Raw genomic sequence first — 25,284 nt, forward strand, 5'->3', positions numbered from 1 at the left:
AGCTCAACCCACAAGGAGGACCTGGATGCGCCAACCCCCGACGCCCCAGTACGTTCGAATCCTCGAAATAACCGTCCTCATCATGATCGCCGCCGGCCTCGCCTTGGCCCGCCTGTCCTTCAAAATCCCAGGCGCCCTGACCAGCTACCTCTCCGTCGGCGCAGTCCTCGCCGGCCTCGCCGCAATCACCGCCTTCTACAGCGCCCGCCGAGCCCGCACAGAGCTGGAACAGCAAGCCCCCGAAGACCCCACCCCAGATCCGTAGCGCACGAACTTGCCGACTACCGAACCAGTTCGGCGCACAATAGACGAATCACGGCCGTACGCATCCGTGGATTCTGGCACAGCACAACGAATTACGACCTCATGCAACTCGCCTCACTGACAACTTGCGATGTCCCCGTGGATCCGATCGATGGTCTCCTCGATGGTCCAAATGGCATCGATCAATCGAATGTTGAATGCGCCGGGCTCGTCGAATTCCCGCAACATCTGGCGGCGCACGGTGTCTTGGGCGACGACCGCGCATTCACCGCGCCCGAAGCGACGCTGCACCGCTGTCGCGACGGTCGACTTCCCCGACGCGGAGTTGCCTCGGATGACGACGAGCAGCGCCGGGCGGACCTTGTCCTGGTCTGGCGAGCCGCGGAAACTCATCGAGCGACTACTGCGGGCGGTAGACCACGATGCCGGGGACCGACTGGACGTAGTCGGAGAAGGGTGAGTCGACGACTTTGTTGTTCGCGGCGAGCGAGGACGCGTTGCGGAAGACCGGTCCGCTCGGGGCCATGACGAAGATTCCGACGTGGGTGACGTCCAGCCCGGGCTCGTCGGTGTACGCACCGATGTAGTCGCCCGTGCGAAGTCCGCCGATGACGCTGTCGTTCACGGCGGCGCTGGGAATGTAGGTGATGTTGCGATCGACGACCGGCAGCCCGGGCAGGTACGTTCCGCCGTCATCCTTCGCATTCAGCCGCTTGGCGACGGTGATCGCGCCGGTACTCACCGCACCGGTGACGTCGGTGGCGGCAATTCTCGGCGTGCTCACCCAGTCGCTGAAGAAGTGCTTGCGCTGGAGGAAATCGACCCGCCCACCGGTGTAGCGCGTTTCGACCAGGTTCGCGAGGAACTGATCCCGGTCGGCCGATCGACTGAGCGCTTCGACGTAATCGAGATAGGTGAAGCAATCCACCCGGCGGAAGTCGACGACGAGCTGTTCGCGCTGCGTCGCGGAACCGATCAGCATATTGGCGCCATAGGGCGTGCCGAGAAACTGCCGCGACACCAACTCGAGCAACTCCCCCTTGCTCTGCCCGGCCGGCGCACCATTGCGCACCGCCAGTCCCGCGTCGATCTTCTCCATGGTGGTCCCATCGATGATCACCGGCGGCACGTTGGGCTCAGCGAGCGCCACCGGCACCATCGAGGCCGTCCCACCGGCGAGAACCAGCAGCACGAGCAGTACGCGAGCGAGGGTGCGCAAGAAGCCTCCAACATGGGTGGAACGGTCGAGATGCCACCCCCACGGTAGCCCGAAGGTCAACCCCGACGTGTTCGCCCGACCAACCGCCATGTCCCGACAACAGCAGATTCGTCCAAGCCACCCACCCGCACCGCCGGTGATGATGGCAGCGCACCGGCAGGCCCGCACCTGCGCGACGACGCGCTGGTTCGAACCTGACGTGGTGTCCGGAGCGCCGCAGGCGGAGGGGATCGGCGGCGCTTCTCGGCGAGGTACGGACACGACGCTGGGCCGCTGCGCGAATTGCGCAGCGGCCCAGGGGATATCGTCAAGCCTCTACGTACGAAGGCTTCTTCTTGAACACACCCTTGGTGCCCGCCGGAGTGGCTGTGCCATTACCAGGGTAGGCCCAGCGATCGGAACTGCAATTGCGCTGTCCCGCAAACGCTTCCGGATCTACCTGCGCGCATTTCGCCAGCCGACTGTGCGGCGAGGAGACGTGCCCGCGGGCATCCGAATCCGGTACCGCATGGAGAACAGCCACTATGAACGGAGCAATGGCTGCCGCGGCGACGAAGGTCCTGATTCGCTGCGATAACTCCGATTTCGTGGAGACGGACGTCATTTCCGATCTCCGCGACCGAACGGCCACGGCTCGGCTCCCGGCGCCTCAGGAGCTTCCTGGAGACCCTGGTTGCTGAGGCTGCCGGGGTACAGGTACTCGCTCGCGGGGCGCTTGCGTCCGTTCAGCCAGGCATCGAAGAAACCGGTCAGATTCTTGCTGGTGCGGGACTGCACGAACTGCCGGAACTCCGGAATCGACGCGTTTCCACCCTTGTGCCCCTGCGCGAAATCCTTGACGGCGGCGAAGAAGACATCATCACCGATGTAGCGACGCAGGGCGTGCAGGAACAGCGGGCCGCGGCTGTAGACCACGGTGAATTCGTTGCCCTTGCCGGGATCGTAGAGCGGTGTCGACCAGACGCCTTGCTGATCGGCGCTGGACAGTGCCCGGCGATAGATCTGATCGGCATTCTGATGATTGACCCGCTCCGGGTACAGGATGTCGGCGGTGTAGCTGGCGAAGCATTCGTTCAGGCAGACATCGCGCCAGTCCTTGACCGAGACCGAATCACCCCACCACTGATGCGCGTTCTCGTGGATCAGCGTGTTGAGGTCCGTCCACGGCGCGTAGATGGGCCGGGTCTGCGTTTCGAGCGAGAATTGCAGGTTGGTGTCCACGTAGATGCCGCCGCCGGCCTCGAGCGGATAGGGACCGTACAGCCCCTCTTCGAACGCGATCACGCCCGGCAGCTTCTTTTCCAGTTCCTTCTTCTGCTGCGCTCCGCCCGGTGCGAAGAAACTCTCCAGCGGCGTATTCCCGGCCCGCTGATTCAGCCGGGTGAACTTGTCGATCGCGATCGTCGTCAGATACCCGATGATCGGATCCTTGGCCTCCCAGGTGACGGTGTGCTTGCCCGTACCGGCGGGCACGTCCGAGGCGCGCACTCCGTTCGACGCCACGTCCCAGCCGGTCGGCACGGTGGCCTTCACGGTGAACGTGACCTTGTCCAGCGGGGTGTCGTTGAGCGGGTACCACGTTGTCGCGGAATGCGGTTCGCCCGCGGCGAAGGCGCCGCCGGACGGCGAGTAGGTCCAGCCGTTACCGTTGCTGTTGGGCAGCGTGCCCGCGTAGTCGACCACGACAGTGAACGATTGCCCCTGCGGCAGCGCCGCTTTCGGCGTCACCACGAGTTCGTGCTCGCCGGTCTTGCGGAACGTGGCGGCCTGACCGTTGACGGCCACGGCACTGACCGCGGGACCGGCGTAGTCGAGGTTGAACGCCGAAAGGTTCTGCGTGGCATTGGCCGTGATGGTGGCCTTGCCCTTGAGGTTGTGCGTTGGCGGGTTGTAATCGATCGCGACGTCGTAGTGGGTCGCGTCGTAACCGCCGTTGCCGTCCTTCGGGTAATACGGATCGCCTAGTCCGTCGGAGCCCGGCGTCGGATCGGCCGCGCTGGCCGCCGCCCCGTTCGGCGAATCCGGCGGCGCGGCAGCCACCGCGGCCACGCCGGCCGTGAGGCTCAACGCTAGCGCCAACGCGGACACCGCGACCGGCCGGGCTCTGAGCGCGACGGGAATCGGATTGCCTCTGTCAGACCATTTCTGAATTCGCATGGTGCACAACCTCTGTGGTAGGCGATCCGGGACCGAGCTGGGTCGCGCGCACGTGTCGAAGCCCGAACGGATCTGTCATCGACTGCGGGCAATGCCAACTCGGCATTCCGCAGGTACTGCTCCGGAATTCGGACGGCGCACCAGCGCCGTCCGATCCCGGTAAAGCGGTGCGCCGCTGCGCGGCACACGTTTCAGCGACGGCAGCGCGACGCCAGTGTTTCCGGCCTGCCGTCGGGGTCGGCCGGTGTCCGACCGGCCTCGCATACGTCGCGCTCGGGATGCTCGGATTCGCGCCAGCCGTCCAGCACGCGTCCGGCGTTGTTGGCGTCCACGAACACGACCCACTGCACGGGCTGCTTACCTTGCGCACCTTGGCTTTTGACCGTGACCTTGTACGCCGGTACCGCCACGCTTGCGGCGGAGCTCCTGGCGGCCAGCTTGGGGTCGTACCACATGGCGACCGTCGCGCCGACCGCGAGCTTGTCCCGCGACTGCTTGGTTTCGGTGGCGAGCGCGCGCAACGCGGTGGCGGCGACCGCGGCGGGCGGCGTGCTCACCCCGGCCGGGTACTTGCCCTGAACCTTTTGCGACAGTGCGCCACTGGCCGAGGTGAGCGAGCCGTCCGCGGCCAGCGATTGCGCGACCGTCGCGCCGAAGACCGGCACCGAGTCGATCTGCTGCCGCAGCCGGACGGTGGCCCCCTGGCCGGCCTGGAACGCCTTGTCCACCACGAGGCTGCCGGCCGACTCGGCGGCCAATGCCTGCTGGACGGTCTGCGCTTGCGCCTGCGCGATCGCTGGGGCCTCGGACGGGGTGCCCGACGGCTTCGGCAGCGGGTTCTTGAAGATGACCTGCGCGACGATCCCGTCGGGATCGGTGAACGGATTCTTCGGCAGGGTCGGAAGCTGGAAAATGCCCGGCGTGGTGGGCGACGTCGGAACGACGGTCGTCGCGGTCGGCGGGGTGGTGGTCGTCGACGTGGTCGGCGACGGAGGTGTGGTCGGTGCCGAGGTCGTCGGTTCGGTCGACGGATAGGTGCTCGTCGACGGATCGGTAGACGTGGTGGTCGGCGAGGTGTCGGTCGGCGAGGTGGTCGGCGACAACGTCGTGGGATCGGTCGACGTGGTGGTCGAGGGATCGGTCGGCGTGGTGGTCGGCGACGACGTCGAAGGGGTTGCCGGCGGTGTGGTTGTCGTTGGCTGGGCGAGGGCAGCGGAGCTGGTCGTGAAAGCCGTTGCCGCTAAAACGAACACCGCGGTAGCGGTGAAGCGAGCCGCCCTTCGATGTGGGTGTTTCATATCCAAGTAGAAACACACCGCGGGCGATATTTTCGACTGGGGAGTTACTGGGGAGTTCGTATCACGGGTTAATTAATTCGCCCGTAGCGCTAATCCGGCGAAGTGTCCCGCAGTTGCGCTCGGACAACCGGGCTTTCGGCGCAAGTGCGACGAATTATGCGGCCGCCGAGCCGTACCGACGCCACTCGGACACCGCCCGCGACGGTGTCCGCCGGCGGACCCTCGGTGCCGCGATCCACCCGTCCCGCGGCACACGGTCCGCACCCGGTGCGAAAAAACGCCGACGCTCGGAAGCGTCGGCGAGGTGAATCGCGGTACCGAAGGTTCGTCGGTGCGCGACCTGCAAATTAATTTGATTCGCAAGTCACGCACCGTCTCCCGAGGTAAAATCCGTCGTTCATTTACTGTGCAGCCGATCGCCGATTCGGGTCGCGAAGTCCTGCCAGTTCGCCGCGTTCTGCCTGGCCATATCCAGCACGAGATTCAGACAGTGTTCCGGGATGCGGTCGGCCAGATCGAGCGACTGCGTGGGTGTCCGCGGACTGGCGTCGAGCCAGCGCAGCACCGTTCGTCCGGTCTCGGTGAGCCGCAGCGAGGGATCGCGCCGCAGGCTCTGTAAGACCGAGGAGGGGCAAACCCGTTCGGGCGGCGCCGGATCGGGTGCGAGCGGCGCTCCGTCGCTGCCGTCACAGGGCTTTTTCCGGCGCTGGTGTTCGACGTCCGGACGACGCACGCGGCGCATCCGGCCGTCGCGCCCTAGTCGGTGCCTCGTCTGGGGAACATCCCCAGACGACTGCCTGCGCACCGCGCCGACCGTCTTGTGATCCAGCCCGGCGACTTCGGCGACCTTGCGATCCGACCACAGCGGATACATCCGCATGATGCGCAGCGAGGCGGCTTTGCGGTCGAGAATCGACAGCGGCAGGCCGTGCGCGATGTTGGCCTGCACCGCGAGCACGAACGCCTCTTCCTCGGTGCCGTCGAAGAATTGCGCCCGGATGACGGTGTCCCCCTTCAATTTCGCGGCCTTCAGACGGTGCACGCCGTCGATCAGCCGCATGGTTTCTCGATGCACCAGGATCGGCGGCAGTTCCGCCTCCGTCGTCGCTAGCACCTGCGTATGCGCCGAGTCCTCAGCTCGCACGCGCAGCGCGCCGCTGATGTCTATCGACTCGATAGGAATCTCGATGACTACGTCGGCAACTCCGACTCTCGCATCGTCGTCCACGTTCAACCTGTGTTCACTCACGGCGGTACTCCTGCGTCGAAGCCGAGATCATTCCGTAGCACACTTCGCCCCGCTGCCAGTACCGATCCGAACCACCACAACAAGCGGGACGAATCGATGCGGTAGGCACGGCGCTGTGCCGGGTCAGCAGTGACTAACTAGCGCGGACAGCAATATTTCACATTGGCAGAGTTCCGGCAACGATACGGTGTCGAAAGCCCCCTGCATTCGCAATCTGCGGATCGCCAGCGTGATTCGTGGCGTTATTTGTGAATGGTGTTAACCCCGAGATCAAACGCGTCACCTTTCGGAAACATTTCGGAACCTACCAGTTCCAGCCCGAAACAGGCAGCAGCGCGGATACGCTTAAGAGTTGGACTTCGACGCCGGCCCCGAAGGCGATGCCGGACGTGCTTGTAGGCCAACATATATGGCGTGATCAAGTCTCGAAGCGCGACGACCGACCGGTCGCCACGATGGCAACAAATGAAATCCCGAACAATTCGAATCAGGACACAACAAACCGACGGTATTCCTAACCGAAGGAATAACCGTTCGACCTACACCACGTGCCTCAGGCACACCAATTGGGAGTACGTGTCCAAGTCCCCTCTCGCACACGACGAACAAGGCGGAGCCCGCCTTGTTCTCAACGATTTCAGCCGAGGAACTCATCTGCCCGAACATCCCTCAGTTCCGACCCATCCTATCATCGGACCTCCCACCGAGCAGGGCGACGGACGAAATCCTCCGGGTTAGCTCACCCTCCGAGAGACCATACAGCAGAGCATGTTTCGGCGATATGTGATCGGCGCGGCCGAAAACTTGTCAGTGGGTCGATCGCCGAGGTCGCGCCGGATTCCGGCCGTGCAACCGCACAGCACAGCGTCGGCGTCCTTGTGACACAACACATCACTGGCCGAATCGGACACCGTGAGCGCCCCTTCGCCACCCGGAGTCCGAGCCCCATCCGATGCGGAATCACCCCTAGCACTGCGGTACCGACGGCAAATAGCGCTGCGGCGTGATGCTCAGTCGGGCAACCGATTTCTATGGTCGAGACATGATCGACAACGAACGCGAATCAGCTGCTCACGACGCCTCCGGGCGTTCCACCCGGTGGCGCGGCGGGCTGGCCCTCGCCGCGGCCGCGGTGGCCGCCGCGGGACTGGTCGGCGCGGCGGCGGGCAGCGCGAGCGCCGCACCGGCCGGCGAGTGCCTCTGGGCGGGAACGGGTTACGCACAGGGCACGGCGGTCACGGCCGGCGGCCGCGCATTCACCTGTGCAACAGATCAACTCGGCGCACCGCGCTGGATCCGGGGCGCGGACGCCCGTGGTTCGAGCACCGTCGCGAACCCCGGCGCCACCACGGCGCCGACCGGAAACTTCAGTGCGGGCGCACAACAACCCGGCACCGAATACAACGACTACTGCGTCGGCACCCAGCTCGTCGGCGGCAATGAGTCGGTCTACGAGGTGATCTCGGATGCGTCGGGCGCGCTGCGCTGGAAGGCGGCCGGGCCGATCTCCCAGTGGGTCTTCACCCCCGGCACCGGCCCGGTGCCAAGCACCCGATCAGCCAGCCTGTGCCAGCCGGATCAGGTGCTCTGGCCGGAGCTGAACCGATCACCGAATCAGTAAGCGATGAACAAGATCTCGTCGCGCGAGTAGTCGTGACCCGGATGGTTCTCGGCCAGGTGGGCCTGCGTCTTCTGCACAAGATCGTCCTCATCGGTGCCGACGATGGCTTCTCCGCAGGGGCAGTTCAGGTTTCGCTTCATCAGGTGTCCTTTCCTCTCGATCGACAGTCTAGGGGGACGAGTCCACGGCGGCTTGGTCCTCTGGGGGTACTCCCCTACGCATCTCGGGGTACATCGACTCCTCCGCCGGGGTGACGCGCAGGTAAGGCGAGTTTTGCCATGATGACGCCGAGCCGAACGTCGAGGAGGACCACCGAAGTGTTCACATTGCGCAGCTGCGCGCTGGCGCTGACCGCCGCTATGGCCGCGACCGTCCTGCTCACCGCGTGCGGGCAGGACAAGACCGAGCCGATCGCCACCGCGGCGAAGATCACCCTGCCGCCGCTGAGCGGGCGCTATCCGGTCGGGACAACGGACCTGCACCTGGTGGATTCGCGCCAGGATCCCTGGCATCCGGCCGACAAGCGGGAGCTGATGGTCACCGTGACCTACCCCGCGCAGCGCACCGGGGAACGCGCCGCCTGGATGTCGCCGGGCATGGCGGCCGCGATCGATCGGATCGCGACCGCGGATCCCGAGCAGGGGCTGGCGCCAGGCACCATCGACTGGGGCGGCACCAAACGCCTGGCGAGCACCTCCGTCGAAGTGGACCGTACCGGCGGCGCCTGGCCGGTCGTGCTGTTCTCGCACGGCTTCGGGGTGGAGCGTGAGCTCAATTCGGTGCGCACCGACGATCTGGCCAGTCACGGCTATGTGGTCGTGTCCATCTCCCATACCTACGACGCGCAGGCGGTCGAGTTTCCCGGTGGGCGAATCGTCACCAGCGATGCGAAGCCGGACCCCGCGTTCCTCGCGACCGCGGTCGATACCCGCGTCGCGGACACCCAGTTCGTGCTGGACCAGCTCGACCGGCTGCAACGCGGTGAGAATCCGGACGCCGAAAAACGCACGCTCCCAGCGGGGTTGGCGGGTGCGCTGGACATGTCGAAGATCGGCATGTTCGGTCATTCGCTGGGCGGCTACGCGGCCGGCGAGACGATGTATCGCGATCGGCGCATCGGCGCGGGGATCAACCTCGACGGTGGCATGAGCGTCGGCAAGCCCGGCGAGATCGCCCAGCACGGGGTGGATCGGCCGTTCATGCTGGTCGGCGCGGACGGCATGAATCCGCAGACGGGGCGCAAGTTCGAGCATTCGCACGTGGACGATTTCGACCCGAGCTGGGGTCAGTTCTGGGCCAATCAGCCGGGGTGGAAGCGGGACCTGCACTTCGACGGCGCGGCGCACCTGAGCTTCACCGATCTCCAGGTCGCGGTGCCGCAGTGTGCCAGCCTGCTGACGCCGGAGCTGCGCGAGCAGCAGGTCGGCACGATTCATCCGGCTCGGTCGGTGGACGCGCAGCAGGACTACATCGCGGCGTTCTTCGATCTGCACCTGAAGCAGATCGGCACCGACCTGTTCGATGGGAACAATCCGCGGCATCCGGACACCCGGTTGATCCCCTGACCGAGGTCGCGCGGCACGGCGGCCAGCGGGAGTCACCTAAGCTCCTGGTCTTATGGCCCTTCCCGCAACACTGCACAACTTCGCCGTCCAGCTGGCCGACGTCGATCGCGAGGTCTACCAAGATCTGGAGTTGCGGGTCGCGCGCCACCCGTCCGAGACCGCCGAGTTCATGATCACCCGGCTGCTCGCGTACTGCCTGGAGTATCAGGAAGGCATCGTGTTCAGCGAGGGCGGGGTCTCCTCCACCGATGAGCCCGCGGTGCTGGTCCGGGACATGACCGGACGGCTCACGGCCTGGATCGAGGTCGGTGCACCCGACGCCGAGCGGCTGCACCGCGGCAGCAAGCTGGCCGGGCGGGCCGCCATCTACACCCATCGCGACCCGGCGAAGGTGCTGGCGCAGCTGGCCGGCAAGCGCATTCACCGGGCCGAGGAGATTCCGCTCTACAGCTTCGATCGCGACTTCATCGATGCCGCGGTCGCCGCGATCGACCGCCGTAACACCGCGACGCTGTCCATCACCGAACGTTCGCTGTACCTGGATCTCAACGGAACAAACCTGAGCGCACCGGTCGAAGAGCACTCACTCGTCTGACGCCGGTCCGGAATTCGGGGCATGACCTGGGCCGCCCAGCTTGCTACCGTCACGGCTCATCTCATCAACGTGGAGGATCTGTTGAACCGATCACGGCACCGTTCGACCCGATCTGCCCGCTCTGCTTCATCCGTGAATTCCCCGAAAGCGGTTCCGGGCGTTAGTAACCCGACCGACGACCGACGACCGGCTCGTCGCTGACCAGACGGAGGCGACGGGCCAGGTCGGAGACGAAAACCCGCTCCGGGTCGGCGATATCGCGGATCCGGCGCCACTCGTCGAGACGTGGGTACATCGCCCGGACCATTTCCGGGGTCGTGCGCGAATCCTTCGCGAAATAGAGGCGTCCGCCGGCGGCCAGGACGCGTCGATCGAGGTCCGCGCAGAACTCGCCGAGGCCGGATTTGAGCGGGAAGTCCAGGCTGAGCATGAAACCGGGGTGCGGCCAGGACAGCGGCGCCTGGTTGCCCGGGCCCATGCGCTTGAACACGTTGAGGAACGATCGGTGCCCGGAGTGGGCGATCGCGCGCACCGTGTCGGCGAGCTGGTCTTCGGCGCCGAACGGCATCGAGAACTGGTACTGCATGAAGCCGCGGCGGCCGTAGGCGCGGTTCCACTCCCCCAGCAGATCCAGCGGGTGATAGAACTGCGTCAGGTTCTGGATCCGGCCACGCGCCTGCTGCGGGTACACGCGGTAGGCGGCTTCGGCGGCGATCCGGGAGGTGAGGTTGTTGACCATCCCGTTCGGGAAGATGTCCGGCACGGTGAACAGTTGCGGCGCATCGAATTTCAGCGGATCCCGGCGCAATTTGACCGGCAGTTGGTCGAGCTTGGCCAGTGAGCCTCGGCTGAACGCCGCGCGGCCGACCTTCGCGCCGGTGCTGATCGTATCGGGCACCGACATCGAGTACTCGTAGCCCTCGTCGGAACCGCCGGTCAGCAGCTCCATCGTCGCGTCGAGGTTGTCGGTGCGATCGTTGTCCACGAGGAAATACGCGGTCTCGGTGTGCTTCATCCGCACCCGGGCCCGAACGATGATGCCGGTCAAGCCCATTCCGCCGACCGTGGCCCAGAACAGTTCCGCGTCAACGCCTTCCGGGGTGATCGTGCGCACCGAACCGTCGGCGGTCAGCAGGTCCATCGACAGCACGTGGTTGCCGAAACTGCCGTGCGAATGGTGGTTCTTGCCGTGGATATCGGAGGCGATCGCCCCGCCGACCGTCACCTGCCGGGTGCCCGGCAGCACCGGAACCCACAGGCCGGACGGCAATACGGCGCGCATCAGCGCGTCGAGGCTGACGCCCGCGTCGACGTCGACCACGCCACTGTCCGGATCGATGCTGTACACGCGGTCGAACACCGTGATATCGACGACGAGACCACCGCCGTTCTGCGCCGGATCGCCGTAGCTGCGGCCGAGTCCGCGCGCGATGACGCCGCGCGGGCCTGCCTCGCGCACGCTCTTCGCGACCGTGTCGATATCCGGCGTGGACAACACCCGGGCGACCGTGGACGCCGTCCGGCTCCAGCCGGTCAGTGGCCGTTGATCCAACACAGAGCCCTGCTCCCTGAGATTCACCAAGCCACCGTAGCGCAGCACGCGGTATGCGCTGGCGGAGTTCGGGATTGGGCTAATGCAATCTCGCGTTCGCCGAGTCTGCCGGCGGGGCTGGATAATTCAATTGTAAATTCTCGCAATTCTCCCCACTTCCACTGGGGAGATCTGGGTGATGTCTTTCATGTCACTATTCAAACAGTTGTTCAGAAATGGCGGCGTACCTCGCGGCTGTTCGCTGGGACAGCCTCTCGCGCAACAGATCTCGGCGAGCAATTGTCAAAGTGCACAGCGCCGCGGTATCGGGTTCGTCCAACTGTCCAGCACCCGCCCTACCCCTGCACACCCGAGCGAGATTCTCATGAACCGTAAACGTCTATTACCCATAGTCACCGCGTGCTTAGTCCTGTCGATCGGACCGGGCTCGGTGGCGGTGGCGGCACCCGAGGTCCAGGCTGCGGATCCGGTTGCGGCCGCGCCGTTCTGCTACGAAGAACCCTCCACCCCACAGGCCGACATCAGCGACCTGAAGGCGCGGTTCACCCGGTCGAACTGGATGCCGACCCTACAGGCCATGTACCAGCGGCGTTGGCCGAGCGGGCAGAAACTGGCGATCGCGCAGGCCAAGGATCAGTACTGGAATCAGTTCGTGGAGACGAGCAGTTTCGAGGCGTTCGCCGAGTCGATGATGGTGGCGATTCACGAGGAAACCCACATGTGGGACCTGGACGGGTCGCGCACCGAGTGGGACAAGTACACCGCGTCCTGGATCAATGCCGGCCAGCAGATGACGAACATCCCGCTGTACGCCGGTTTCCCGCGCAAGGAAATCCTGCCGTTGATCAAGGACAAGCTCAGCGACGACATGGACGGCATCTATCTGCGGGACAAGCAGCAGGGTGACTACCACTTGCAAGGCGTGACAGCGGAATTGAACGCCGGACTGATGGGTTTGCCCGCGGTCACCGTGGTGCAGGAGTACATCAAGGGCATCGGCGCCAGCAATTCCCGGGATATCGCCGCGACCAACCTCCGGTATCTGCTGCTGTACTTGCGCGTGGCCAAGGACAAGCACCCCGACTACTGGGCGAAGATCAAGAACGAGCCGAAGCTGCGCGACTGGGTGCTGACCCAATTCCTGCGCACCGCTTACTGGTTGGAGAAGTCCGCACCGTACTCCGGCAAACTCGGCGGGCCCAACGCCGACAAGATCACCGAGAAGAACTACGCACCGGAGAACATCTCGATTCTCGAGGAGTTCACCGGACGCAAAGTGCGCACCGACGCCCAAAAGAACTGCACTGCTTGATATCTGGGGTGGAGTGGGATTGCCATCGGCTCGGCCCGCCGGTGGCAATCCCACTCGCGTTCACAATTGCTTGACGACCACGCCGTTTTCATCGAGGATCGCAATGGAGGGTGTGCCGTCCATCGCGACGCGCAGCTGAATTCGCGGGAGACCCTGCGTATCACATAAATTCAGGCCCGTTCCGTTCTCGGTGTCGGCGTAAAGTTGCACGCCCGGAGGATGTTTCGCCTCGTCGAGCGGCGTTGTCGGATCCCCGATATGGGTCATGGTCAGCGCCGCGCCGCCCATCTTGTCCTGCCACATGGTCTGCAAGTGGATGGCGTCGCCGTTGGGGTAGTCGAGCGAGACCAGCGCTCCGCTGCTGGCGGCGATGATGCCGCCCTTCTCGTCGCCGTTCTCGTCGTTGAAGATCAGGTACGAGCCGTCCGGACCGCCCCGCTCCGCCGCCGGATACGTCTTGCCGCCCAGGATGATCGGCGGCTTCTCCGTGCCCAGCCGGAACCGCTGTTTGCCGCGCCGATCGACCACCGTGAACGAACCCGACACGGTCGACGTGTCCGAATCCGACTCGGTGACCTTCGCGCCCGCCACCCCGATCCCGATTCCCGCGACTGCCGCCGCGGATCCGACGATGACCGAACGTCGATTGGTCATGCCACTTTCAGGTTTTTCGTCTCCCACCATCTCGACGATCCTATTGGTGCACCGCACGCTGGATATGATCTTCAGCACGGGCCGATTACGCCGACCGAGACCGAGATTGCCGCTATGCCTGAATTCCCCGACCTCGCCGACGTGATCGAGGCCCTGCACTCGGACCTGGCCGAGTGGATGGGTTCGAACGCGCCGCCCAAGGTGTTCGACCGGTTCGCCAACGCGCTGCACGACGATTTCTCCTCGGTCACCACGGTCGGGCAGGTCATCGACCGGGACACGCTGCTGGCGGGTGTGTGGTCGGCGCGAAATGCGCAGCCGGGGTTCACCATCGAGATCAGCGACATCGAAGAGGTCGCGCAGAGCGGCACCATTCTCACCGTGCGTTTCACCGCGGAGAACCGCCAGGGTGATGTCCGCAGCCGCCGTCTGGTCACCGCGATCCTGCTCAGTGCGGACCATGGATACCTGTGGCGGCTGGTCCACGAAACTACAGCTCCGGCAACCGAATAAGCTCGCTCAGTAGTACTGGACCAGGCAGAATTCGTGCTCCTCGGGGTCGGCCATCACGACGACCACGCCCTGGTCGTAATCGTGCCGTTCGCCGGTGGGCCGACCGCCGAGGGACACGACCTGGGCGATGCCGTCATCGATGTCGTCGACCGCGATGTCCAGGTGCAGGCGCACTTTGCCGCGCTTCGGGTCGGTCACGGGCTGGAACACCAAACGGGGCTGCGGGTCATCACGGTCGCCGAGGTAGACCCATCCTGGCCGGGACGGTCCACGCGGCCGATCGAGCAGCGCGCTCCAGAAGTCCGCGACCCGCTCCACGTCGACGCAGTCGATCGTCACGCCCACCCAACGATTCGTCATCTCGTCAGCACTTCATCCGCCCGATCGCGTCGAGAGCGGTCATTCGCGGGTAGAGCACGATGGCGATCTGCACGGTTGTACCGTAATCCGCCGGTGCCCGGATCGGAAGACGGTGCGGCTCCGCAGCTTTCGGATCACGCCCGACGTCATGGTCGCGGACCTGCATATATCCGCGTGCGCGCAGGTCGGAGAGTGCCGTATCGTGGTCGAGTCCCCGCCCCGAAGATCCTTCGGCGGCTCGGGCTCCCTGTTCCTTCGGTAGTGGATTCGAGGTGGTGACGTATCTCCCAGGTCGTGTAGTCGTCTGCATTCCCCACGTTCAACGTGCATGGGAACGGACGTCGCATAGGCCTGAGTTGCGTCACCCATCTGTCCTTTCCCGGGTGCGGCTCTGCCAGCTGCCCCGGGTTTCGTGTTTCCGGCCCGGTGCGGCGACGGCGAGCTTCCCGATTTCCGAATCAGGAGTCCTACCGTGAATTCCCGCGCGCTCGACGACGAGTCCGAGCGAACCCCTGAGCCGTCGGCTCATCCGTCATCACAGATGACGACGGCCGCCAAGATCGCCCTCGCGGTCTTGCTGACCGGCGAACTCATGAACATCCTGGACGATTCGGTCGTCCTCACCGCCCTGCCCACCCTGCAACGGTCGCTCGGCGCTGGGCCGGCCGCGTTGCAGTGGCTGACCGCGGGCTACGCGCTGACCTTCGCGCTCGGGCTGATCACCGGCGGCCGGCTCGGCGACCTCTACGGCCGGCGCAAGGTCTTCCTGCTCGGCACCGTCGGATTCACCCTCGCCTCGCTGCTGTGCGGCCTCGCGGCCGACCCCGGCATGCTGATCGCCGCCCGCGTGCTGCAAGGCGGTGCCGCCGCGGTGATGATCCCGCAGGTCCTGGCTACCTTTCACGTCACTTTCGACGGCGCGAACCGCAGCAGGGCCTTCGGCCTCTTCGGTGCGGTCCTGGCGATGGCCAACGTGTTGGGTCCGGTTCTGGGCGGCGTGCTCACCGAGGCCGACTTGTTCGGACTGTCCTGGCGGCCGATCTTCCTGATCAACGTGCCTGTCGGGCTCGCCGTGATCCTCCTCGGGCGCACGTTCATCACCGAGTCGACCGCGGCGAAGGCCGACCGTCTCGACCTGGCGGGCGTGCTGCTGTCCGCGCTCGCGATGGTGCTGATCGTGTTCCCGCTCACCGAAGGCCAAGCTCATGGCTGGCCGCTGTGGAGTTTCGCCATGTTCGGCGGCGGCCTGCTCGTGCTCGGCGTATTCCTGCGTCATCAGCAACGCCATCGGGACGATGCCCCGCTGGTGGCGCTGTCGCTGTTCAAGGGCAAGCAGTTCTCCGGCGGTTTGTCCGCGCAGCTGATGGTGGGCCTGCTGTGCGGCCTGTTCTTCCTGACCTGGACGCTGTACCTGCAACGCGGTCTCGGCATGAGCCCGCTGCTGGCAGCCATGGCGTTCGTGCTGCTCTCTGTCGGCGAACTGGCCGGTGCGATGACCGCGACCAAGACGGCCGGGCGCTTCGCGCGGCGGCTGCCCCAGACCGGAGCCCTGATCGCCCTCGCCTCGATGACGGCCTATGGGCTCCAGATCAGCGGCGGGCGATCCGACCTGACCCTGCTCGCGATGGCGGCGCCTGTTCTGCTGCTCGGGTTCGGTCTGGGCCTGATCGGCGGGCCGATTGCCGATCTGACGCTGGCGAAGGTGCCGCACGAGAACGCCGGTTCGGCCTCGGGCCTGTTCAACACCGCCTTACAGCTGGGTGCCGCCTTCGGCGTTGCCCTGACCGGGCTCGTGTTCTTCTCCGCGACCGGCGGGTCACTCGACGGCGCGGCCAACCGCGAGGCGTTCACCGGCGTGCTCTGGTGGGCCGGCGGCGTCTTCGCGGTGATGTGGGGCTTGATGTTCTTCTTGCCCAAGCACGCCGGCAGCGAGGTCGAGTAGGACAGACCGCGCCAGGTGGTGGCGCCTGGCGCGGTCGAACCCGCACTTACATCGGGTACACGGGGTGCTTACGCGGATTGAACTCCGGCTTCACCGGCGGCTTGTCGCGCAGCAGGCGCAGCGCGTGCCGGATCTCCAAGCGGGTGCGCGCGGGTTCGATGACGGCGTCGATGTAGCCGCGCTCGGCCGCGATCCACGGGGTGGCGATGGTCTCGTTGTAGTGGTTGACCATGAACTCGCGCGCGGCCGCCCGCTGCTCGGCCGGCACCGCCGCCAGCTGCCGCTTGCCGATCAGGTCGACCGCGCTCTCGGCGCCGATCACCGCGATCCGGGCGGTCGGCCAGGCGAAGCTGATGTCGGCGCCCACCTGACGGGCCGCCATCATGCCGTAAGCGCCGCCGTAGGACTTGCGCACCACGAGGTTGATGATCGGCACGGTGGCCTCGATGATCGCGCGCGGGACCCGGCCGCCGCGGATGATCACGCCGTTGGCTTCCTGCTCGAGCCCCGGCAGCACGCCCGGGGTGTCGACGACGAACACCAGCGGAATGTTGAACGCGTCGCAGAGCCGGATGAAGTAGGTCGACTTGTCCGAGCAGTTCGCGTCGATCGAACCACCAAGAACCAAAGGCTGATTGGCGATCACGCCGACCGGATAACCGTCGACGCGGGCGAATCCGGTGATCAGGTTCGGCGCCATCGCCTCGCGAACCTCGTGGAACTCACCGTCGTCGAAGATCCGCAGCAGGATCTCGTGCATGTCGTACCCGGTGCGATCGGAATCCGGGACGATCTTCTCCAGCTCCCGATCGCTGGCGGTGATCTCCGGCTCCAGACCGGGATTCACGACCGTCGGCTGTTCGAGGCAGCTGGTCGGCATGTAGCTCAGGTACCGGCGGGCCCAGTCGTAGGCTTCCTGCTCTGTGTCGGCCACGTGGTGCAGGGTGCCGCGCTTGGCCTGCACCTCAGCACCGCCGAGCGCCTCTGCGGAGATGTCCTCGCCGTTGACGGCCTTGATCACCTCCGGGCCGGTGACGAACATGTAGGAATCCTTGGTGCCGATCAGCACGTCGGTGTTGATCGGCCCGTACACCGAACCCGCGGCGCACTTGCCGAGGATGATCGACACCTGCGGCACATAGCCGGACAGCTTCTCCAGCACCCGGGAGATGTCACCGAACGACGCGATCGAGCCGACCGCGTCCTGGATGCGCGCGCCGCCGGAATCGTTGATCGTGACGACCGGGCAGGCGTTGTCGAACGCGAGTTGCAGCGCCCGCATGAACTTGCGCGCGGACGTGATGCCGACCGACCCGCCGTACACGGTCTGGTCGTGGGCGATCACCACCACCGGACGACCGGCGATCAATCCGCGGCCGGTGACCAGTCCATCGCCGTAGAGGGCGTCCTTCGTATCGGGCTGACGGGCCAGCGCACTGGTCTCGATGAACGTCCCTGGGTCGAGCAGCATGTGCACGCGCTCGCGGACACTCGGGATGCCCTTCTTCTCCCGCTTGGCAATACCGGCCTCACCTGCCGGTTCCGTAGCGATCGCCAGGATCTTGACCAATTCATCGAGCTTCGCCTGGGTTTCAACCACGCTCGCCGCCACCTTCCCTCCAACTGTCGTGCCTTGGCGACGTTAAGCGGTGTGGACACCGGAACGGGTACTCGATCGCCATATGCGGGACAGGTCACAGTCGGGGCGTCCCCGGTATGGGTTTCCGAACAGCTCGCGCGCGGGGCAAATGCGCCTGTGCGGTGCTCTTCCGGTTACGTAGCCTGAACGGGTGGGAGCTGTGCATATCGGGCGCGACGCGGAGTGGGATTTCGCGGGTCCGGCCGTGGCCACGCCGCTGGGTGGGGCGATGATCGGGTACCGCGATACGGGCGGGGCCGGGGTGGATCTCCGGGTGGCCGGGACCGCGGCGATCACCGTGCTGATCGAGTTCGGCGGGCGTGGGCTGGTCGTCGACGATGCGTCCGGGCGGCGGACGCTCGGCGGGTTTGCGGTCGGGCTTCCGGTCGAGGCGATGCGTCTGCGTGGTGAGCAGGCGGAGTGCATCGAGGTTCGGTTGTCGCCGATTCAGGCGTATTCGCTATTAGGTATCGCCCCAACCGATTTGGGGCGAGGCGCGGTCGATCTGGAGGATCTGTGGGGCGCGCGGGCTCGGCGGCTGCGGGAGCGGCTCGCGGACGCCCAGAACTGGGACGAGCGTTTCGCGGTGACGAAATCGTTTCTGGCGCAATGTGACCGGCCGATTCGGGTGCCCGATCCGGAGGTGCTCACCGGTTGGGATCGGATACTGAGCTCGGGTGGTCAGGTGCGGATCGGCGCGCTCGCCGAAACCGTCGGGTGGAGTCACAAGCGGTTGCTGACCCGGTTCGAGTCGCAGATCGGTTTGGCGCCGAAGCGGGCGGCGATGCTGGTTCGGTTCCGGTCCGCGGTCGACGGTCTGCTGGCGGGACGGGCCGCCGCCGACGTCGCGGCGGACTGCGGGTACACCGATCAGGCACATCTGAGCCGGGATGTGACGATCTTCGCCGACCGTGCGCCAGGGGCGCTGACCGCGCATTACCTGCCGACGATCGCCCAGCATCGGTACCGGGCGTGGGGGAAATTTTTCCAATACCGGGCGGGTGCCGCCGGTCGATAGTGGTGTCACTTCGGGTGCGAACGGGCACCCGTCGACAGTGAGAGGACACCCGCCGTGACCGATACCCTTGATCCCGCGAAACTACAGACCGCGCTGGAGAACCTTCAGCACGCGGGCATGCCCGGGGCCTTCGCCGAAGTGCGGGACGGCGATGAAATCTGGCGTGGCGCAGCCGGACTCGCCGACTTGGCGACCGGGCGGCCTGTGACGGTGGATATGCGGCATAGGGTCGGCAGCGTCACAAAGACGTTCACTGCTGCCGCCGTGTTGCAGCAGGTCGACAACGGTGAGATCGCGCTCGATACACCGATCGGCCATTACCTGCCGCAACTCGTTCCCGGTGACCGGGGCGCGGCGATCACAGTGCGGATGTTGATCAACCACACCAGTGGGCTCGCCGAATACCTTCCGTATGCCTATCCGTCGCTCGCGGCGTTCCCGAACGTGGCGAAAACGACGCCGAAGAGCTTGGCGGACAACAGGTTCACCAAGTTTCATCCGACCGAGCTGATCGAATTGGGCGTCGCGGCGGCCGCCACCGGCAACCCCGGTGGCTCCCCCGGCGTGTATTCGAACACCAATTACCTTCTCCTGTGCCAACTTCTGGAGTTGGTGACCGGCACGTCCGCGGAGGACTGCATCACCCGCAACGTCATCGAGCGGGCCGGGCTGCGCGACACCGAGCTGCCCACCGGACCGGATCTCGACGGACCGCACTCGATGCACTACGAGGCGTGGTTCGGCATGTTCGATCCGCCACGTGATTTCAGCGTTTTCGACATGTCCTGGGTGGGGCCGGCGGCGTCGCTGATTTCGACCGTCACGGACCTGAACCGCTTCTTCGGCCTGCTGCTGGCCGGTGAAATCATCAGCCGCTCAGCGCTTTCCGAGATGCAGCGCACGGTCCCGGTGATCTCGTTCGAGGGAAAGACCATCGAATACGGTCTCGGGCTGCACAAGCTGACGGTGCAGGGGCACGGTGTGTACTGGGGGCATGACGGGTCCGTCTGGGGTGGCGGTGCGATGTCCATGACCAGTGCGGACGGCAGGCGGCAGATGTCGGTCGCGGTGAACCTGCAACGGTGGAATCGGATCGATGCCACGCAGCGACCGCAGCCGCACCCCATCGACCACGCGCTGCAGGCGTTCGTCCAGCTGGCGCTGGGTGGTTGAGCGAGTGTCAGTTTTCCGTAACCCCGCAGGTCAGCGTGTTTGCCGGCCCTAGCCGGCGGTCATAGGCTCGGGAGCTGGGCGGACCAGCCCATCGCTGTCGACGCGTGTGAAGGTGTACTGGATGTTGGACTACGGCTTCGACATGTCCGGTGTCGAGCTAGAGGTTGCTCTGCCCGACTTGGTGTCCGAGGGATACGAACTCGACGCGCTGGTATCGGCGCAGGCCGACTGGTCCAAGGACACGCCGGCGGTGGGATGGACGATCGCGCACCAGATCGCCCATCTCGCCTCGGCCGACGAGAACGTGCTCATCGCGATCCGTACTCCGGACGCGTTCGACGCCGTACTGAAGCACGCGGAGACCGAAGGTCCCCGATACCGGGATCTCGACGCCGCCGCGGGCGCGGCGAAACCGCGCGCGGAACTGCTCGAACAGTGGCGTGCCGGTCGAATCGAGGTGGCGGCGGCGCTGCGCGATCTCGCACCGGGCCAAGCGTTTCCGTGGTACGACTCGGAGCTGACCGCGGCGCTCATGGTGCCCCTTCGACTGCTGGAAACCTGGGCGCACGGGCAGGACATCTTCGACGCCGTCGGAGTCTCGCGCCGCCCCACGAGCCGCCTCCGCCACATCGCCTACTTGGGCATCCTCGGCCGGGAGTTGTCCTTCTACGCCGCCGAACTACCCACTCCGGCAGAGCCGTTCCGCGTCGAACTGACCGGCCCCGACGGCGAACCCTGGGCCTGGGGCCCGGAAGATGCCGACCAACGAGTCCAAGGCAGCGCCCTCGACTTCTGCCTCCGCGTCACCCAACGCCGCCCTCTGGCCAAAACCAGCCTCACCGCAATCGGCGCAGACGCCCAGAAGTGGCTCGAAATCTCCCGCACCTCCCTCTGAGTCCGGTTAGCTTCTCCCGCCGGCGCTCGTCATAGGTGTGACGGCCGAATACGAACGGTCGTCACACCTTTGACTGGAGTGGAGAACGGGATGCTGACCAACATCATGTACGTGACGGTGTATGTCACCGATCAGGATCGTGCGTTGCGGTTCTATACCGAGGCGCTCGGCCTGGAGCAGCGGATCGATTTTTCGGGGCCCGACGGGCGGTTCCTTGCCGTCGGGGTACCCAACAGCGCGGTGGAGATCATTCTGTGGTCGCACGCGGCGGCCGCGGGACAGCCGGCCGAGTTGGATGGGCGCGTCGTGCCCGGGCCACTCATCCTCGAATCCGATGATCTGCGCAAGGATTTCGAGGTCTTGCGCAAGCGTGGCGTCACCTTCGAGGGGGCCGAACCCGAGGACTATCCGTTCGGGGTCCGGATCGAGGCGACCGACCCGGATGGCAATCGGATCTCGCTGCGCGAGCAGCGGAAGCCGTAATCCGTTTCAGCTCAGTGGGCTTCGGCGAATTCCGGGTACTCCGGGATCTGCCAGTCGCCGCCGCGGTCTTCTTTCGAACGCTTCGCCAGGATTTCGGGGATGCGGAGGTAGCAGGCCGTGGCGGTCAGCGTGTGGAACAGATCGATGCCGAGTTGGTGGGTGGGCATGCCCAGGCGTAGGAGGCGCGGTTTCACGGTGGCCTGGATCTCGTCGACGAACGGGCGCAGGGTGGTGTCGTAATTGGCCAGGGCGGCGGGCAAATCACCTGGGTTGCGGTTGATTTCGCCGGCCAGGACGTAGGCGCCGACCAGAGCACCGGAAATGCCCATGCCGCTGTAGGGCGAGGCGCAGTGCGCGGCGTCGCCGACCAGCACGACGCGTCCCTTGGACCAGGTGTCCGTGCGGACCTGCAAAGCCTCCTGGGAGTAGAAGGCCTCGGTCGTCCGCATACCGTCGAGGAATCGGTCGACCTGCCAGCCTGCGTCGCGAAAACGCTCGGCCCAGAACAACTTCTGCTGTTCGACCGGCGCGCGGTGGATGGCCGAGACCTCCGCGGAGGTTTCGCGCAGCATGAAGTAGACCTGGGTCTCGGTCGGATTGTGGCTGCGGCGCATGATCATTCGGCCGCGCGGAGCGTGGTAGGTGTCGCGGATGTTGCTGTCGGAGGCGATGCGCGGCACGAACCAGTAGGCCATGTGGATGCCCACCGGCCAGTACGGATCCGGCGAACCGTAGGGCAGGATGGCCCGGCGAATGCGCGAACCTTGCCCGTCCGCGCCGACCAGCAGATCGTATTCGCCGGACGTACCGTCGGAGAAGTGGGCGACGATTCGTTCGCCGACCCGCTCGAACCGCTCGACGCTCTTGTCGAAGACGTAGTCCACGTCGTCCTTCGTCACATCGTGCAGCAGGCGCACCAGGTCGCCACGCATGATCTCGTACTCCGAGGTCAGCGTCTGCCGGCCCTGGCCGGAGGTGTTGGCCATGATCGTGCCGCGCGGCTGACCCCGACCGTTCACGAACGCGACGCCGGCCTCGTCCACCAGCTTGCTCTTGACCGCGTCGAGCAGACCCATCCGCTCGACCGCCTCGATGCCCTGCCCGCGCAGGTCGACCTGCGCACCCGTGGCGCGCAGCGCCGGGAAGCGTTCGACGACGACCACCCGGTGACCGCCGCGCACGAGCCAGTAGGCCAGCGCCTGCCCGGCGACCCCGCCGCCGCAGATGAGGATTTCCAGGGATTTCGAATCAGATGCCATGTCCTCAGTCCAATCTATCAGTGATAGGCAATATCAACAATCACCTATCACTGATAGATTGTCAATATGGCCAAGCTCAACCGGGACACCGTCATCGCCAAAGCGCTCGATCTACTCGACGAGGTCGGGCTCGACGCCGTCAGCACCCGACAGCTGGCCAAACGCCTCGGCGTCGAACAACCCTCGCTCTACTGGCACTTCCGCAAGAAGGAAGACCTGCTCAGCGCCATGGCCGAGGCCGCGATGGCCCCCCACGCGGCAGCACCCCTCCCGACACCCGGCGACGACTGGCGCGAGTGGTTCCTCGAGAACACCCGCAGCTTCCGCCGCACACTGCTGCTGCGACGCGACGGCGCCCGGCTGCACTCCGGCAGCCGGCCAGACGGAGCAGGCCTCGACCAGCTGTTCCAGAAGATGGCGTTCCTACTCGAATCCGGCCTACCCGAACAAGAAGCACAGATCGCCATGCTGACCGCCAGCCGGTTCACCGTCGGCTCCGTGCTGGAAGAGCAAGCCGACACCGGACTCGACGAACCCGCACCCGACATCCCGAAGATCGACCACGAGTCAGCCTTCGAAGCAGGCCTGAACCTCATCCTCGACGGATTGACCCACCGCCTCGAGCACAAGTAGATACTCAACCGTCGATTCCGTTGCAGAAGTGCAGGATTGGTCGTGCAAGGATGTCCGCTCGCCCGGCATCAGGCGCTACCACCGAACGAACCCGCGATGCCGTTCCGAGCGCGGGCTCATTCAGCTGCGGCGATTCGTCAGATGGTGAAGGAAGGATCGAGCCACTTCGACAGGAGATCCCGAAATTCACCCGTTCGAAGTTTCCAAAGGTAGTGAATCTGCCGCTCCCGCTTGTCACCGCGGGCATCGCGGACGTCCTCGATCGGAAACACGCCTACTTCGACGATTCGTTTGCGCAGAGCTTCGTAATACTTGTCCGCTACGCCCTTCGCACACAAGGCTTTTCGCGAATCGTTCGTCAGCTCGTCAGTGCCGAGGATCTGCCTGCGGACATCACTGATGGGGTCGGCGAACTCCTCCTCGGTGCCGAAGTACACCGGCATCGCGCCGCGGTACGCGCGATCGAGTGCGTCCAGCACGTCCTGCCCGAAATTCTCCGAAGTGCAGAAGGCTTCCTGTAGTTTGAATTCCTTCTGGATGTTGAACTTGTGGTTAGGGGTATCCATGTACTCCTCCGGCAGCGGCACCCGGATCAACTCCCCGTGCTGGCTGTCAGCAGAGGCCGATGGCGCCAGAACCGTCAGGGCCGCAACGACTGTGGTCACAGCAGCCACCACGGACATGGCGAACTTATGTTGCTTGGACATGACAGGCACCATACGTGTCGCAGCTCACACCGAACAAATCGCCTCGGGCCGATGCCCAAGCCATCGTTCGCGCCAACGGGTTCGGTCCCGCAACCGGATGCCGGAGTGCTGTCCGGACCGGATTTCGTCATGGCGGTCAACAGGATTCAGATCTAAGGACAAAGCCCATTCCACAGCGGGTGGCGAGCACCGGAGCGGGCCCTCGTTAAATCCGTTGGCGGACTGCGGCGCGCGCTGCTAGTTTTCTGGGGACCGGGCTGGAGAGCGAGGAGGTGGTACCTGTGAACGCAGTATTGACATGGGTGCTCCCCGCTGGGGCCACGGTAGGGCGATAGGTCGTCCGGGAGCGCCGTTCGAGCGCATTCCCGAAAGGCACGACCATGCAATTCACTTCCGAACAGCTTCTCGATGACGGCGTTGTCGAGCGCGCATTCACCCTCGGCGAGGTTCCCGGCATCCTGTGGACGCCCGGATCCGTGTCCGAGCCGGCTCCGCTGATCCTGATCGGCCATCCCGGCGGACTGGACAAGATGTATCCCCGACTGGCAGGCCGGGCCCGGCAGGCCGCGGCGGAGGGCTACGCCTCGGCCACCATCGAACTCCCCTGGAGCGGTGACCGACCCAAGTCCGCCGAGGCCGAGCAGGCCCGCGCCGACCTGCGCCGGGCAATCGGGGCCGGGGAGCCGGTCACCGACGAGATCGTCGACCGGCTCATCCACCCACTGGTCGAACAGGCGGTCCCGGAATGGCGGGCCACTCTGGACGCGCTCCTCGCGCTGCCCGAGATCGGCGGGCCGGTCGGGTTCTCGGGCGGGGTGATCTCCATCGGCGTCCGGCTGGCGGTGGTCGAGCCACGTATCTCGGCCGCCGTGCTGTTCGCCGGAAGTTACGTTCCGCGCAGCACGTTCGAGGAGGCCCGGCAGGTCACCATTCCGCTGCATGTCCTGTTGCAGTGGGACGACGAAGGAAACGACCGGCAAATGGCCCTGGATCTGTTCGACGCCTTCGGTTCCAAGGAGAAGACGTTGCACGCCAACATGGGTGGGCACACCGGCGTTCCAGCGTTCGCCGGCGAGGAAGCGAACCGGTTCTTCGCTCGGCACCTGAGGTAGGGCCGAAGCGTCAGATCGCTTGATGCACAACCGCCCCGACCGCGATCGGTACCGGCAACTCGCC

At 65.5% G+C, this 25,284-nt stretch carries 26 protein-coding genes; 14 read left to right on the forward strand and 12 right to left on the reverse strand.

All coding sequences use genetic code 11. The features are described from left to right. Positions 1-25: 25 nt before the first annotated feature. A complete protein-coding gene (locus AB0M22_RS31420) occupies positions 26-265 on the forward strand; it encodes a hypothetical protein (protein WP_364734616.1) in 240 nt (79 codons plus the stop codon). A 113-nt stretch (positions 266-378) separates the two neighbouring features. On the opposite strand, the gene AB0M22_RS31425 is transcribed toward AB0M22_RS31420, so the two are convergent. The 4 genes from AB0M22_RS31425 to AB0M22_RS31440 all read right to left on the reverse strand — a co-directional run bounded on the left by AB0M22_RS31425 (position 379) and on the right by AB0M22_RS31440 (position 4,743). Continuing rightward, complete coding sequence (locus AB0M22_RS31425) at positions 379-657, reverse strand: AAA family ATPase (RefSeq protein WP_364734618.1); 279 nt, start codon at positions 655-657, stop codon at positions 379-381. Positions 658-664: 7 nt separating this feature from the next. Further along, positions 665-1,483 carry a DUF1460 domain-containing protein gene (locus AB0M22_RS31430; protein ID WP_364734620.1) on the reverse strand — a complete coding sequence of 273 codons (819 nt, stop codon included), beginning with the start codon at positions 1,481-1,483 and terminating at the stop codon, positions 665-667. A 600-nt stretch (positions 1,484-2,083) separates the two neighbouring features. Beyond that, on the reverse strand, positions 2,084-3,640 hold the full coding sequence (locus AB0M22_RS31435; RefSeq protein WP_364734622.1) for a M1 family metallopeptidase: 1,557 nt from the start codon (positions 3,638-3,640) through the stop codon (positions 2,084-2,086). 191 nt (positions 3,641-3,831) lie between these two features. After that, on the reverse strand, positions 3,832-4,743 hold the full coding sequence (locus tag AB0M22_RS31440; RefSeq protein WP_364734624.1) for a hypothetical protein: 912 nt from the start codon (positions 4,741-4,743) through the stop codon (positions 3,832-3,834). On the opposite strand from AB0M22_RS31440, the gene AB0M22_RS31445 reads away from it, so the two are divergent. Then, positions 4,700-4,948: a hypothetical protein gene (locus AB0M22_RS31445; protein ID WP_364734627.1), complete on the forward strand. Its 249-nt coding sequence runs from the start codon at positions 4,700-4,702 to the stop codon at positions 4,946-4,948. The two genes, AB0M22_RS31440 and AB0M22_RS31445, sit on opposite strands and share 44 nt — an antisense overlap. Before the next feature lie 387 nt (positions 4,949-5,335). Here the strand turns inward: AB0M22_RS31445 and AB0M22_RS31450 are convergent, their stop codons facing one another. Further along, entirely contained in the window at positions 5,336-6,187 is an 852-nt protein-coding gene (locus tag AB0M22_RS31450; RefSeq protein ID WP_150404937.1) for a ParB/RepB/Spo0J family partition protein, read from the reverse strand. A gap of 1,042 nt (positions 6,188-7,229) precedes the next feature. Between AB0M22_RS31450 and AB0M22_RS31455 the strand changes: the two genes are divergently transcribed. After that, the gene (locus tag AB0M22_RS31455; protein ID WP_364734629.1) at positions 7,230-7,808 is read left to right on the forward strand and encodes a hypothetical protein; all 579 of its coding nucleotides are present in this window, start codon (positions 7,230-7,232) and stop codon (positions 7,806-7,808) included. Here AB0M22_RS31455 and AB0M22_RS31460 read toward each other — a convergent pair. After that, positions 7,802-7,948, reverse strand: coding sequence for a DUF1059 domain-containing protein (locus AB0M22_RS31460; protein WP_364734631.1), 147 nt, complete (start codon positions 7,946-7,948; stop codon positions 7,802-7,804). The two genes, AB0M22_RS31455 and AB0M22_RS31460, sit on opposite strands and share 7 nt — an antisense overlap. Positions 7,949-8,125: 177 nt before the next feature. Here AB0M22_RS31460 and AB0M22_RS31465 point away from each other — a divergent pair, with 177 nt between their 5' ends. Both AB0M22_RS31465 and AB0M22_RS31470 read left to right on the forward strand, forming a co-directional pair. Continuing rightward, entirely contained in the window at positions 8,126-9,373 is a 1,248-nt protein-coding gene (locus tag AB0M22_RS31465; protein WP_364734633.1) for a hypothetical protein, read from the forward strand. A 52-nt stretch (positions 9,374-9,425) separates the two neighbouring features. Then, on the forward strand, positions 9,426-9,968 hold the full coding sequence (locus tag AB0M22_RS31470; RefSeq protein WP_364734635.1) for a YaeQ family protein: 543 nt from the start codon (positions 9,426-9,428) through the stop codon (positions 9,966-9,968). A gap of 160 nt (positions 9,969-10,128) precedes the next feature. Here AB0M22_RS31470 and AB0M22_RS31475 read toward each other — a convergent pair whose 3' ends face one another. Beyond that, on the reverse strand, positions 10,129-11,547 hold the full coding sequence (locus AB0M22_RS31475) for an FAD-binding oxidoreductase (protein WP_364734637.1): 1,419 nt from the start codon (positions 11,545-11,547) through the stop codon (positions 10,129-10,131). Between the two features lie 337 nt (positions 11,548-11,884). Between AB0M22_RS31475 and AB0M22_RS31480 the strand changes: the two genes are divergently transcribed. Then, a complete protein-coding gene (locus AB0M22_RS31480) occupies positions 11,885-12,832 on the forward strand; it encodes a hypothetical protein (RefSeq protein WP_364734639.1) in 948 nt (315 codons plus the stop codon). A gap of 60 nt (positions 12,833-12,892) precedes the next feature. On the opposite strand, the gene AB0M22_RS31485 is transcribed toward AB0M22_RS31480, so the two are convergent. Next, positions 12,893-13,645 (reverse strand): hypothetical protein, encoded by a 753-nt coding sequence (locus AB0M22_RS31485; RefSeq protein WP_364734641.1) that lies wholly within the window; start codon positions 13,643-13,645, stop codon positions 12,893-12,895. Between AB0M22_RS31485 and AB0M22_RS31490 the strand changes: the two genes are divergently transcribed. Beyond that, complete coding sequence (locus AB0M22_RS31490; protein ID WP_364734643.1) at positions 13,601-13,999, forward strand: DUF4440 domain-containing protein; 399 nt, start codon at positions 13,601-13,603, stop codon at positions 13,997-13,999. The two genes, AB0M22_RS31485 and AB0M22_RS31490, sit on opposite strands and share 45 nt — an antisense overlap. A 6-nt stretch (positions 14,000-14,005) precedes the next feature. Here AB0M22_RS31490 and AB0M22_RS31495 read toward each other — a convergent pair whose 3' ends face one another. After that, positions 14,006-14,359: a VOC family protein gene (locus tag AB0M22_RS31495; RefSeq protein WP_364734645.1), complete on the reverse strand. Its 354-nt coding sequence runs from the start codon at positions 14,357-14,359 to the stop codon at positions 14,006-14,008. Positions 14,360-14,831: 472 nt separating this feature from the next. Between AB0M22_RS31495 and AB0M22_RS31500 the strand changes: the two genes are divergently transcribed. Further along, entirely contained in the window at positions 14,832-16,301 is a 1,470-nt protein-coding gene (locus tag AB0M22_RS31500) for an MFS transporter (RefSeq protein ID WP_364734647.1), read from the forward strand. Positions 16,302-16,347: 46 nt separating this feature from the next. Here AB0M22_RS31500 and AB0M22_RS31505 read toward each other — a convergent pair whose 3' ends face one another. Continuing rightward, on the reverse strand, positions 16,348-17,901 hold the full coding sequence (locus tag AB0M22_RS31505) for an acyl-CoA carboxylase subunit beta (RefSeq protein WP_364734649.1): 1,554 nt from the start codon (positions 17,899-17,901) through the stop codon (positions 16,348-16,350). Between the two features lie 190 nt (positions 17,902-18,091). Here AB0M22_RS31505 and AB0M22_RS31510 point away from each other — a divergent pair, with 190 nt between their 5' ends. The 4 genes from AB0M22_RS31510 to AB0M22_RS31525 all read left to right on the forward strand — a co-directional run bounded on the left by AB0M22_RS31510 (position 18,092) and on the right by AB0M22_RS31525 (position 21,509). Next, positions 18,092-18,958, forward strand: a complete 867-nt coding sequence (locus tag AB0M22_RS31510) for a helix-turn-helix domain-containing protein (RefSeq protein WP_364734651.1) — start codon at positions 18,092-18,094, stop codon at positions 18,956-18,958. Between the two features lie 54 nt (positions 18,959-19,012). Further along, entirely contained in the window at positions 19,013-20,131 is a 1,119-nt protein-coding gene (locus AB0M22_RS31515; RefSeq protein WP_364734653.1) for a serine hydrolase domain-containing protein, read from the forward strand. Positions 20,132-20,252: 121 nt separating this feature from the next. Beyond that, entirely contained in the window at positions 20,253-21,026 is a 774-nt protein-coding gene (locus AB0M22_RS31520; RefSeq protein WP_364734655.1) for a TIGR03084 family metal-binding protein, read from the forward strand. Positions 21,027-21,116: 90 nt separating this feature from the next. Further along, positions 21,117-21,509, forward strand: a complete 393-nt coding sequence (locus AB0M22_RS31525; RefSeq protein WP_364734657.1) for a VOC family protein — start codon at positions 21,117-21,119, stop codon at positions 21,507-21,509. Positions 21,510-21,520: 11 nt separating this feature from the next. On the opposite strand, the gene AB0M22_RS31530 is transcribed toward AB0M22_RS31525, so the two are convergent. Beyond that, entirely contained in the window at positions 21,521-22,768 is a 1,248-nt protein-coding gene (locus AB0M22_RS31530; protein WP_364734659.1) for an FAD-dependent monooxygenase, read from the reverse strand. A gap of 66 nt (positions 22,769-22,834) precedes the next feature. On the opposite strand from AB0M22_RS31530, the gene AB0M22_RS31535 reads away from it, so the two are divergent. Further along, positions 22,835-23,401 (forward strand): TetR/AcrR family transcriptional regulator C-terminal domain-containing protein, encoded by a 567-nt coding sequence (locus AB0M22_RS31535; RefSeq protein WP_364734661.1) that lies wholly within the window; start codon positions 22,835-22,837, stop codon positions 23,399-23,401. A gap of 137 nt (positions 23,402-23,538) precedes the next feature. On the opposite strand, the gene AB0M22_RS31540 is transcribed toward AB0M22_RS31535, so the two are convergent. Next, positions 23,539-24,108: a hypothetical protein gene (locus AB0M22_RS31540; protein WP_364734663.1), complete on the reverse strand. Its 570-nt coding sequence runs from the start codon at positions 24,106-24,108 to the stop codon at positions 23,539-23,541. A gap of 380 nt (positions 24,109-24,488) precedes the next feature. Between AB0M22_RS31540 and AB0M22_RS31545 the strand changes: the two genes are divergently transcribed. Then, positions 24,489-25,220 carry an alpha/beta hydrolase gene (locus tag AB0M22_RS31545; RefSeq protein ID WP_364734665.1) on the forward strand — a complete coding sequence of 244 codons (732 nt, stop codon included), beginning with the start codon at positions 24,489-24,491 and terminating at the stop codon, positions 25,218-25,220. Positions 25,221-25,284 lie beyond the last annotated feature (64 nt).

Source organism: Nocardia sp. NPDC051756 (genome assembly GCF_040681495.1).
Taxonomy (GTDB): Bacteria; Actinomycetota; Actinomycetes; order Mycobacteriales; family Mycobacteriaceae; genus Nocardia.